The sequence below is a fragment of the Mycobacterium sp. genome (assembly GCF_049585075.1).
In the GTDB taxonomy this organism is placed as follows: Bacteria; Actinomycetota; Actinomycetes; order Mycobacteriales; family Mycobacteriaceae; genus Mycobacterium.
Window position 1 is genome coordinate 1 of the sequence record NZ_JBAUZA010000548.1, and the last position, 11,174, is coordinate 11,174.

Genomic DNA, 11,174 nt, shown 5'->3' on the forward strand with positions numbered 1-11,174 from the left:
GCGTTCGGCGATCACGTCGGTCATCTCCTCCAGGCCGCCGCCGTGAATGGCAAGAAAACCGAAGCGCGACCGCAGCCGGCTGTCCTCGACCACCCCGGCATCGGCCAGCAGTTCGGAAAGCGACTGCGGCGCAGGCCCTCCTGCCCACGCACGTGGCCGAGGCCAGCGAGCAGGATCCCATCGTCGCAAAAAGTCGATCCAGCGCTGCGGCAACCCGTGATGCTCTGCTCCGTCGATGATGCGTTCCAGGTAGCCCGGTCGCGGCGGACCCGGATGCACCCGGTGGTCGATGTACACCCAGGCATCAGACGGCCCGTCGTCGGTGTGCACGGTCAGCTCGTCGCGCCGATAGCGCGCGGGCACGCCCTCGGCGCTGTCCAAGGTGGCCAGGTCGTGATCGGAAAGCTGCCAGACGACTCCGTGCACTGTGGTGCCGTCGAACGGCTCGACGGTGGCCACGCCGCGTTGATTGATCAGCCAGTCGTGGTCGGCCAGCACCGCGCGCCGCGGATTGGCGGCGTCGGGGCAACGTTGCGCCATCTGCCGCACGCACAGGTTAGACCCGTACGCGAAATAGGTATGACGTCGCGCAGACACTGGGTTCGATGTTAGCGGGGCGAAGTACCTGATCGGCGAAGGGGCGATTACCCGTCGCTGCCGCAGGTCATGATGTTCAATGTGGCCCTGACCGAGGATCGTTTCGACCAGTGGACCGGCGCCTCGATGTCTCGGCGTCGAGCAATCGGCGTGATCGGCGGAGTATCCGCCGGGGCAGTGGCGTCCATGTTGTTTGGCGTTAAACAAGCGTCCGCGCAGCCGGGGCAGCTGCCGCAGCAGATCTACGTCATCCGGCACGGCGAGAAGCCGATCGACGAGTCAAGGCCACCTTTCGGCGTCGACATCGACGGGAACCGCAACGAATTTTCGTTGTCACCCAAGGGGTGGGAACGGGCCGGTGCGCTGACCGCGTTGTTCAGCCCGGCGGTCGCGCCGAAGATGGGCCTGCGCACTCCCACGGCTTTGTATGCAACCGCTTACGGAGACCCTGCCGTGACGAAAATTCACCGGCCCTACCAGACCATCCTGGGTCTCAGCCGATTGCTGAGTCTGCCCATCCAGTCGCCCGCGCTGCTGGGTCAGGAGGCTGCGTTCGCTGACGCGGTGCTGTCGGGCGGCGCCGAGGTGGTGTTGATCTGCTATGAACACCGCGGCATCCCGGGGCTCGTGCAGGATTTCCCCACCGTCGACGGCACCGTCATACCGGCTGTGTGGCCAGATGACCGATACGACGTCACCTGGACCTTCACGCTGGACCCCGTCATCGCACGCTATGTATTCGGCCAAGCCCCCCAACAACTCTTGGATGGCGACACCAACACGGTGATCTGATCGGGTGGTGACCGCGAGGTTAATTCCGGCGCGTCACGCTGTCGGCGTTAACTTTTCGGTGCAACGATCACTCAATGAGCGCTTCGGTAGACGACAGCACGCGGGACCGGGACACGATCGAACGGGAATTGCGACGGCTGGCCAGCGTTCGGAGTGCATACCGCCGCCGGGGCGGAGCGCTGCCGCCGGTAAGTCAGATGGACGCGCTGCTGGACGAACTCCTCGAGCTCGGGCCGCCGGTGGAGCCGAAGCCGACGGCCATCCGTCCCATTCCGAGCCGCGCGCGGTTAGGTAGATCAGCACCGTCGGGGACCTAGCGTCACACTCCGGCTCGGCAGGCACTCAAGATCACCAGAAGGCAGAATCGGAATCATGCCTACGTCACCGGGTCGAGTCCTCCGCATGCGGGCAGTTGACCTCACCAACCGCCTCCCTGGGTATTTCGTCCGCGAGTACGGCGAAGGTGACGATGCCTGGAAGCGGGTCAAAGCACGAGTCATCTGCGAATTGCACCCCCACGAAGGCAGTTTCCTGCCCGAAGTGTGCACCGTGACCTTCACCGACGGGACAGAGCGTTACTTCAACCCCGACGACCAGGTCGAGATCAGATCCTCAGATGCGATTGCCGGATGACGACCCCGGCGCGCTAGTCGGCCGTCCTACGACGAGCCGCTTGCGGTGAGGAAGATCAGCACCGCATTGAGCAGGCTGATCATGACGCCGAGCACCCACCCAATAGCAGTCGTGACACGGTGATTGGCGTCGCCGCCCATCAGCTTCCGGTCGCTGGTCAGTCGGACCAACGGAAGCAGCGCGAACGGAATACCGAACGAGAGCACGACCTGCGACAGCACCAACGTTCGGGTCGGGTCGGCGCCCAGCACCAAAATCAACAGCGCCGGTACCAACGTCACCAGCCGGCGCACCAGCATCGGAATCGACCGGTAGAGCAAGCCCTGCATGATCATCGCGCCGGCATATGCGCCCACCGAAGACGACGCCAAACCCGACACCAGCAATCCGATCGCGAAGAACACCGCGACGGTCGGGCTCACCGTGTCATGCACCGCCGCGTAAGCGCCCTCGATGGAACCGGTATGACCGCGCTCGCGCATATTGAGCGCAGCGATCAGCAGCATGGCGGCATTCACTCCGCCGGCCACCACCATCGCCAGCCCGACGTCCAACCGGGTCACGCGCAGTAACCAACGGCGGTCCGGGCCGGGCTCGGGATGGCCGTGCCGGTCGCGGGTCAACCCAGAATGCAGATATACCGCATGCGGCATGACCGTCGCGCCCAGGATCGCGGCAGCCAGCAGCACGCTTTCTTTCCCGTGGAATCGCGGCACCAGCCCACCGATGACGGCGTCGGGAGGCGGTGTGGCGACAAAGAAACTGGCCGTAAAACCGATCGCGATCACCAGCAGCATTCCGGTGATGACGCGTTCGAACAGTTGCTGGCCGCGTTGATCCTGGATCCTTAGCAGCAGCAGCGATATTGCCCCCGTGATCAGCCCGCCGATCAGCAGTGGCAGACCGAAGAGGATGCGCAGGGCGATCGCCCCGCCGACCACCTCGGCGACGTCGGTGGCCATCGCGACGATCTCGGCCTGCGCCCAGTAGGCCAGCCGGGCCCGCCGGCTCAGCCGGGCGGCGACCGCTTCCGGCAGCGAGCGCCCGCTAACCAGTCCGAGCTTCGCCGACAGGTACTGCACCAGGCCGGCCATCATGTTCGCGACGACGATGACCCACAGCAACAAGAAACCGAACTGTGCGCCGGCGCTGATGTTGGCGGCGACATTGCCCGGGTCGACATAGGCGATCGCGGCGACGAATGCGGGGCCGAGCAGATACCAGCCCGTTTTCAGCCGGGGGCGGGTCTCCTGCGTCACCTAACTCACTTTCATACGACGAATAAGAAAGTTAGGTTAGCCGAAATATCTAGCCCGCGGCGTAGAGGCCACGTCCCGTGACCAGCGGCAGGTCCAGCGTGGTCCGGATTCCAGCCGGCGCCGCCACCACAGCGGGAATGGCGTTGACGACCCGCATCGCGGTGGCCACCAGACCGGCGTGATTGTGGTCGCCGTTAGGACTGCTCAAGCAGACGTCGATGCCGTACGACGGCTCGCCGGTGATCTCGATGCGGTAGGAGCCACCGTCCTGAGCCGGTTGCGGCCAGGCCGGGCACAGATCGTCGCGCAGCCGGGTGACGTGCTCCAGGACGACGACGGGATCGCCGTCGACCAAGCCGAGCACCTCGAACCGCAGCGCGGCGGCGCTGCCCTTAGGGATATGCCCGGAGGCGATATCGAAGTCCTCGGGTGCCGGTTCGCGCACATACATCTCTTCGACCGCGTCGAGTTGCAGACCCAGGCCGGCCGCGAGTTGGCGCACCACCGAGCCCCAGGCCAGGCTCAGCACCCCCGGTTGCAGCAGCATCGGGATTTCGTCGATCGGTTTGCCGAACCCCATCACGTCGAACATGACGGTCGCGCTGTCGTAGGTGGCGTAGTCGACGATCTCCATGCAGCGGATCTGCTGGATGTTCTGGCAGGTGCCCGCCAGCGCCAGCGGCAACAGATCATTGGCAAACCCCGGATCGATGCCGTTGACAAACAAGCTCGAATTGCCTTCTTGCGCAGCATCTTCTATCGGTCCGAGCATCTCCTGCGGAAGCACCTGCCACGGGTATTGCAAAAAGACCGCGCTGCTGCCGACGACGTTCACCCCGGCGGCCAGGATGCGCCGGTAATCATCGAGGGCGTCGGGCAACCGATTGTCGGCCATCGCGGTATAGACCGCGCACTGCGGCTTGGTGGCGAGTACCGCGTCCAAGTCGGTGGTCGCGGTGATACCGGTCGAATCGTCAAGTCCGGCAAGCTCTCCGGCATCTTTACCGGCTTTGGCTTCCGACGACACCCACACCCCGGTGAGCTCGAATTCCGGATTGGTGATCAGTGCTCGTAGTGCATGGATGCCGACGTTGCCGGTGCCGATCTGGGCTACACGAATCGTCATGGTCACAGGTCCGGAATCGGTAGGTCGAGGTTGGGGAAGGTGATGCCGCCGTCGACTTCGAGCACCTTGCCGGTCAGATAGGCGCCGGCGGGCGACGCCAAATACACTGCGGCGGCCGCGATCTCGTCGGGCTCACCGAGTCGGCGCATCGGTGTCGCCTTCTCCATCGGTTCGCGCAGCTCGTCGTTGGAGGCGACGATGTCCAGCGCCGAGGTGGCGATCGAACCCGGCGCGATGGCGTTGACCCGGATTCGCGGGCACAGGTCCAGCGCGGCCAGCCGGGTGTAATGCGCTAGTGCGGCCTTGGCGGTGCCATAGGCGGCGAAACCGCGGCCGGCCACCCGACCCATCGTCGAGGTGATGTTGATGACGCTGCCGCCGCCGGAGTGCTCGAGCATCAGCGGCGCCGCGGCGGTGGTCAACGCGTGGGCGGTGGCCACGTTGAAAGTGAACGCGGCCTTGAGATCCTGCGTCGACGTGGTCAACAGCGCGTTGGGCATGGTGCCGCCGACGTTGTTGACGACGATGTCCAGCCGTCCGAAGGCTTCGACGGCTTGGCCGGCCAGCTCCGCGGTCACTTCGGGGTGTGCCAAGTCCGCGGCGACGACGTGGGCGCGGCGGCCCGCGGCGCGGACCTGTTCGGCAACGGCCTCTAGTTCAGATTGGGTGCGCGAGGCGATGACAACGTCGGCGCCGACCTCAGCGAATGCCAGCGCGATGGCGGCGCCAAGCCCGCGACCACCACCGGTAACGACCGCGACCTTGTCGTCGAGTCGGAATTTATCCAGGATCACGGGCGCCACCGTAACAAGCCGGCCGCGCTTCCGTAACCCCATTTCTGAAACACGTTCTAGTTTTCTTGTGGCGTGGCTGCCGCTTGTCAGGCCTCACGCTTTCGGGGGTATCTGCTGCCGCGACCTCGTATGCTCCAGCTACTCATACCGGGGCCAGCCGAGGAGCCACCCGTGACGGTGTTTGTCAGCTACTCCAGCCGGGACAGGGACGCGGTCAAAAGTCTCACGCAGGATTTGCAGGACGCCGACGAGCAGGTGTGGATGGACCAGCGCCTCGCCGGCGGCGAGGCATGGTGGCGCGCGATCCTCGACCAGATTCGTGGCTGCGATGTCTTCATTTTCGCGTTGTCGCAAAGCTCGCTCGACTCCAAGCCGTGCCAGGCTGAGCTGCAGTACGCGCAAGCTCTCGGGCTGCCGATCCTTCCGGTGCAGGTCGGCTTGGTCGACAGCATGCAACTCAACCCGTTGGCGTCGGTCCAGGCGATTGACTACCGCCACGCGACTCCCGGAACTGCGATGCGGCTCAGTGCCGCGCTGCACCGGGAGCGGGCACGTCGTCAGCCCCTGCCCGACCCGCTGCCTGATGAACCGTCGGTGCCGTTTGAATACCTGATCCGGCTCTACAACACGATCTCGAACCCGGACTATCTCACCCCGCGAGATCAGGCGGCGCTGGTCGCCCAGCTCCAAGTGAGCCTGCGAGAAGACGGTCAACACGAGGCCGCCCGCAACGACATCGTCACGCTGCTGCGCAAGCTGCACGACCGCGAAGACGTTACCTACCGAACCCGAACCGATGTGGAGGCCATCCTGGCCTCCGTCCAAGCGGAATCAGCCCCGATTGCCTTTGCCGGACCGCCGGTTTCGACGCCGCAGCGCGCCAACACCCAACATCCCTACGGGTGGGCTGAAACGATGCCCGCCCCGTCGCGCCCGCCACCACGTCAGCCGTTGAGCCGCCGTACAAAGATCTGGACCGCTGTCGGCACCGTGGTCGTTGTGGCGGCGGTGATTGTGGGAATCGTCGTGGGAACCCAGTCGCCTTCGAGGCCGCACGGAAGTGCAGGCGGTGTTGCCGGGACCGAGTCGTCGTCGGCACCGAGCAGCGGAACGCAATCGTCGTCGGTAACGGGCGGTGCAGTAACGCCGGGGTCGCCGCCGTCTTCGGGTGCGGAGTTGTTGTCTGTTGTTCCCAGCGCTGACCACTGCACACTGCGAGGGCCGGATGAAACGGTGGGGGCTCAGTTCACCGTTTACTGTGATCCCGGTTTGAGCGAGGTTCGCATGCTTCGGTATTCGGTGCTATCTCCCAGCCGTGACCTGGACAGCCAGATCAGCGACGACGCACCTGAGATGTGGCAGAAACCATGCGTAGGCCATCAGGGAATACAGAACTGGTCGGCAGGAAAGTTTGTGTGCTACAACCGCGGCGAATATCCCTATATCGAATGGACGATAAATTCTCGACGGATGCTTGCCCTAATGGGGGGGCCTGCGGGCGGCAGCCTTGATGAGGTGTATCAGTGGTGGGCCGCCCGGTACCAATAGGCCCAGTCAGGACTTTGAACCCGCCTTAGCGGGTGTCTTCTTGGCTGATGTCTTTTTTGCGGCCGCCTTCTTGGCCGGAGCCTTCTTGGCCGGTGCCTTTTTCGCCGGAGCTTTCTTGGCAGCCTTCTTCGCCGTCGACTTCCCGCCGTCCGACCGTGCCTTCACACTGGCCTCGAGCTTGGCCAGCAGATCGGAGACGTCTTCGGTCTCGTCGAGCTCTTTGGGCTGCTCCTCTGTGGTAAACGCTTCTCCGCCTTCAAGTTTGGCCTGCACCAGCTCGTGCAACTGCTCCTGATAGTCGTCGTGATAGCGGTCCGGGTTGAAGTCATCGGCCATCGAGTCGACGACCTGCCCGGCCATCTTCAGTTCGGCCGGCTTGATGTCGACCTTCTTGTCCAGCACCGGGAAGTCGGGGTCGCGAATCTCGTCGGGCCACAGCAGGGTGTGGATCACCATCACGTCACGCTTGCTGAAATCCTTGACCCGCAACGCCGCAAGCCGGGTCTTGTTGCGCAAAGCGAAATGCACGATCGCCACCCGATCGGTTTCTGCCAGCGTCTTGGCCAGCAGCACATACGATTTGGTCGATTTGCCCTCGGGCTCGAGGAAGTAGCTACGGTCGTACATCATCGGGTCGAGGTCGCCGGCCGGAACGAATTCCAGCACTTCGATTTCGCGGCTGCGCTCTTCTGGCAGGGTCGCGATGTCGTCGTCGGTGATTACCACCATGTGGCCGTCGTCGGATTCGTAGGCCCGCGCGATATCGCGGAACTCGACAACTTCGCCGCAGACCTCGCACACGCGCTTGTAGCGAATGCGGCCGTTGTCCTTGGCGTGCACCTGATGAAACTTGATGTCGTGGTCCTCGGTCGCGCTGTACACCTTGACCGGGACGTTGACCAGCCCGAAGGAGATCGAACCCTTCCAGATGGAACGCATAGAGTCAGTATGCCCACATGACCATCGGGATACGCGCTTAACCGCCGGTCGCCGGCTTCCTGCCGGTGACGTGCCAGGTTGCGACGCGCCCCGCGCCCTTGACCTCAATCGTCCCGCGGGCCTCGCAATCGAATTCAGCGCTGACACGGTCGAACGTATTACGAGTGATTTGGATGACGCCGCTGTGGCCGTGGGACTCCATGCGGCTGGCCATATTCACCGTCTCGCCCCAGAGGTCGTAGATGAATTTTCTGCGGCCGATGACGCCGGCGACCACCGGTCCGGAGTTGATGCCGATGCGGAAGGCAAGCCTGCGCCCGCCGAAAGTCCGTTTGCCGATCTCGTCCTGCATGTCCAGCGCGAAGTTGACCAGAGCCTGTGCGTGATCGTCGCGCGGGCGCGGGACGCCTGCCGCGACCATGTAGCAGTCGCCGATCGTCTTGATCTTCTCCAGCTCGTACTTGTCCACGAGATCGTCGAAGCACTCGAACACATCATTGAGCAGGTCGACCAGGGTCAGCGGCACCATGGTCGCTGCCATCGGGGTGAATCCGACGATGTCGGCGAACAGGATGCTGGCCGCGTCATAGTGGGCGGCGATCGCGCGCGGTTGCGTCTTCAGAGCCTCGGAGATCTCCTTGGGCAGAATGTTGAGCAGCAGCATCTCCGAGCTTTGCTGGAAGAAGTTGCGGCGGCGGACGAAGTAATGCAGCAGCCCGAATACGACCGCGATCACCGTTCCGAGGTTGAGTACGAAGAACCACGTCACGAACGCATCGGGTAGATGCGCCGGCGTCAGATGAGGCTGCAGTAGGGCAGTGATGGGCAGCAGCGCTACGAAGCCGACGATCCAAAACAGGGTCCGTTTGGGCTCTTCAAGCAACAGCGAGCCCAGCGGACACAGTGCCGCCCAGATAATGACCGCGCTGGAGACGCGAAAGCCGCCCAGCGCTATCGTCACCAGCCACGGCAAGATCAGGATCAACAGGAGCTGGGTGAAGCGGTAGAACTCGAGGTTGCGAGTCCAGGCGAACAAAGCGGTGTTCACCAGCGTGAAAACCGTGTAGAAGGCGGGTACGGCAGCGGCAAGCGGGGCGTCCAACAGCAGATAGATGCCGCTCCAGAGCGCCGTGAACGGTAGGGTCCCCGCACACAGCACAACCGCGAGACGCTTCTGCAGAGCGACTTCGTTGCTATCGGCCGCCGTTGCGCCGATTCGCCCCGCCCACGCGGTCAAATCATGGCCCTTCGTTCAGCGCCGCCCGATCCGGTAGATCGGCACCCGCCCGGGTTACCGTAACCGCCGCCGCGTTGCTGGCGGCCTCGAGTGCCGCTGTCAGCACGCCGAGGTCGATTCCGGCCAGCTCGGCGCGTCGCTGCGCACCCAACAAGCCTGATCCCCACAGCGCATCGATCAGGCCGACCATGAACGCGTCGCCGGCGCCGACGGTGTCGACCACCTGGACCGGTCGAGCCGCCACCCGCACTTCGCCGGCCGCGCAGACCGCCATCGCTCCCCGGTCAGCCATCGTCACCGCGACAACGGCGGGACCCAGTGCCAGCCAGGTTTGCGCGGTCCGCTCGGGCGGATGGTCGGGGTCGATCCAACCCAGGTCCTCCTCGCTGACTTTCACGATGTCGCTGCGTTCGACGAGGCGCTCGATGCGTTCGCGGGCCAGATCTCGGTCGACGATCAGCGACGGACGCACGTTGGGATCGAACGTGATCGTGGCCGAGATGCGGTAGGTGTCGACGAGCGCCGGGACCGCAAGGCAGCCCGGTTCCTGCACGGCCGCAATCGATCCGGTGTGCACGAACAGCGGCGGCGTCACCATCGGCGTGCCGGAAAGCTGCCAGTCCAGATCGAAGACGTATGTAGCCGAGCCGTCTTCGCCGACGGTCAGTCGCGCCGTCGCTGTCCGGGCAGCAGTTTGGCTTCCCGAAACAAGTTGTGCTCCTGCATCATTGACATAATGCGCGATCCGCCGGCCGTGTGTGTCGTCGCCGATGTTGGTCAGGAAATCGACGTTGCGCCCCAGTCGGGCCAGCCCGACGGCGACGTTGAGTGGGCTGCCGCCTACGTGTTCTTCTGCTTCGACGATGTCGATCAGCGATTCGCCGATCACCAGGCCGGAGGTCATCGTACTAACGCCTCTAATGTCGCCCGGGCTCCCTTGTGATGCAACGAGTCCAGCGCCCAGCGGTATGCCTGCACGAAGCGTGGCTGCTGGGCCAGATCTCCGAACATCGCGATGATTTCGATGAACGCGGTGGGATTCTCGTGGTGCGACCGGGCGATCGGGACCAGCGAGTCCGCCAGCTGATCCACCACCTCGAACGGTTCACCCCATTCGCTGACACCCTCGGCGTAGCGAGCCCAGCTCGCCACCACCGCCGCCGCCAGCCGTATCGATCCATCGCCGGCCAGGTTGTCGCGGATCACGGGTAACAGCCATTTGGGGATCCGGTCCGACGAATACGCGCACAGTCGCGCAACGGTGTCGCGCACACCCGGGTTGGCGAACCGCTGGATCAGCGTGCGGCTGTAGTCGTGCAGGTCGATTCCAGGCACCGGTGGCAGCGTCGGGATGGCCTCGAAATCGAAATAGGCGAGCAGGAATTCGGCGAACAGCGGATCACGCGCTGCGTCGTGGACATACTCGAAGCCGCACAGATGGGCGAAATAGCACAGGCACTGATGCCCGGCGTTAAGCATCCGCAACTTCATCGACTCGTATGGGACGACATCGTCGACCAGCAGCACGCCCGCCTGCTCCAACGGCGGTCTGCCGTCGGCGAAGTCATCTTCGAGAACCCATGCGGAGAACGCCTCGGCCACTACCGGCCACCGGTCGGCCACCCCGAAGTCGCGCCGCACTGCCGCCGCCATCTCCAGCGTCGTGGCCGGGGTGATGCGGTCCACCATTGAACTCGGGAACCGGGCGTGTTCGGCCACCCACTCGGCAAGCCCGGGATCTCGTTGTCCGGCATTCGCGAGGATGGCGCCTCGCGCGATCGCACCGTTGCCCTCGATGTTGTCGCACGACACGATGGTCGGTGCGGTGATCCCGCGGTCGCGGCGTCTGGCCAGAGCCGCGGTGATCAACCCGAACGCGGGACCACCCACGTCGCGGTAACCACCTTCGGTGATGGTCAGCGAAATGATCCGGGTGGTCGGCGCGGCGAGCACCTCCAACGCCGGCTCCGGATCGTCGGGGGCGTAGCGATAGTCGATGATCGAGCCGATCACCTGCGCATCGCGGCTGCCGTCCGGGTTCTCCAGAATCAGCGTGTAGAGCCCGTCCTGGTCGCGCAGGACGTCGCGCATGGTCCAGTCACCGGGCATCACCCCCAGCCCGCAGATGCCCCACTCGCGCGCCAAGCCCCGCTGTAATAACCGGTCGATGTACATGGCCTGATGCGCCCGGTGAAAGTGACCGGCCCCGATGTGCGCGATACCGACGCCGACGCTGCCGCGGTCATAGC

12 protein-coding genes are annotated in these 11,174 nt (G+C 64.4%); 4 read left to right on the forward strand and 8 right to left on the reverse strand.

Annotation, left to right across the window (positions count from 1 at the left end; translation table 11 throughout):
• Positions 1-597 (reverse strand): gamma-glutamylcyclotransferase (locus tag WB785_RS24960; protein ID WP_424082816.1); only part of this gene is annotated, 597 nt, incomplete at its 3' end.
• A gap of 81 nt (positions 598-678) precedes the next feature.
• Between WB785_RS24960 and WB785_RS24965 the strand changes: the two genes are divergently transcribed.
• From WB785_RS24965 to WB785_RS24975, 3 genes are all read left to right on the forward strand, one after another.
• A complete protein-coding gene (locus tag WB785_RS24965; RefSeq protein WP_424082818.1) occupies positions 679-1,389 on the forward strand; it encodes a hypothetical protein in 711 nt (236 codons plus the stop codon).
• A gap of 74 nt (positions 1,390-1,463) precedes the next feature.
• Positions 1,464-1,706, forward strand: coding sequence for a hypothetical protein (locus WB785_RS24970; RefSeq protein WP_424082819.1), 243 nt, complete (start codon positions 1,464-1,466; stop codon positions 1,704-1,706).
• An 85-nt stretch (positions 1,707-1,791) separates the two neighbouring features.
• Complete coding sequence (locus WB785_RS24975) at positions 1,792-2,022, forward strand: hypothetical protein (protein ID WP_424082821.1); 231 nt, start codon at positions 1,792-1,794, stop codon at positions 2,020-2,022.
• A 26-nt stretch (positions 2,023-2,048) separates the two neighbouring features.
• Here the strand turns inward: WB785_RS24975 and WB785_RS24980 are convergent, their stop codons facing one another.
• Genes WB785_RS24980 through WB785_RS24990 form a run of 3 tightly spaced genes read right to left on the reverse strand, consistent with a single transcriptional unit; the run spans position 2,049 to position 5,201 of the window.
• On the reverse strand, positions 2,049-3,281 hold the full coding sequence (locus WB785_RS24980) for an Nramp family divalent metal transporter (RefSeq protein WP_424082823.1): 1,233 nt from the start codon (positions 3,279-3,281) through the stop codon (positions 2,049-2,051).
• 49 nt (positions 3,282-3,330) lie between these two features.
• Positions 3,331-4,407, reverse strand: coding sequence for a diacylglycerol kinase (locus WB785_RS24985; protein WP_424082825.1), 1,077 nt, complete (start codon positions 4,405-4,407; stop codon positions 3,331-3,333).
• A gap of 2 nt (positions 4,408-4,409) precedes the next feature.
• Entirely contained in the window at positions 4,410-5,201 is a 792-nt protein-coding gene (locus WB785_RS24990; RefSeq protein ID WP_424082827.1) for an SDR family oxidoreductase, read from the reverse strand.
• Between the two features lie 171 nt (positions 5,202-5,372).
• Here WB785_RS24990 and WB785_RS24995 point away from each other — a divergent pair, with 171 nt between their 5' ends.
• On the forward strand, positions 5,373-6,749 hold the full coding sequence (locus WB785_RS24995) for a toll/interleukin-1 receptor domain-containing protein (protein ID WP_424082829.1): 1,377 nt from the start codon (positions 5,373-5,375) through the stop codon (positions 6,747-6,749).
• Positions 6,750-6,755: 6 nt separating this feature from the next.
• Here the strand turns inward: WB785_RS24995 and WB785_RS25000 are convergent, their stop codons facing one another.
• The 4 genes from WB785_RS25000 to WB785_RS25015 form a co-directional block, all read right to left on the reverse strand.
• Entirely contained in the window at positions 6,756-7,688 is a 933-nt protein-coding gene (locus tag WB785_RS25000; RefSeq protein ID WP_424082831.1) for a Ku protein, read from the reverse strand.
• A gap of 37 nt (positions 7,689-7,725) precedes the next feature.
• Complete coding sequence (locus tag WB785_RS25005; protein WP_424082833.1) at positions 7,726-8,925, reverse strand: adenylate/guanylate cyclase domain-containing protein; 1,200 nt, start codon at positions 8,923-8,925, stop codon at positions 7,726-7,728.
• Position 8,926: 1 nt separating this feature from the next.
• Positions 8,927-9,829, reverse strand: coding sequence for a carbohydrate kinase family protein (locus tag WB785_RS25010; RefSeq protein ID WP_424082835.1), 903 nt, complete (start codon positions 9,827-9,829; stop codon positions 8,927-8,929).
• Positions 9,826-11,174, reverse strand: a 1,349-nt coding sequence (locus WB785_RS25015) for a mannitol dehydrogenase family protein (RefSeq protein ID WP_424082837.1), incomplete at its 5' end; no start/stop codon positions are given. The genes WB785_RS25010 and WB785_RS25015, both read right to left, overlap by 4 nt.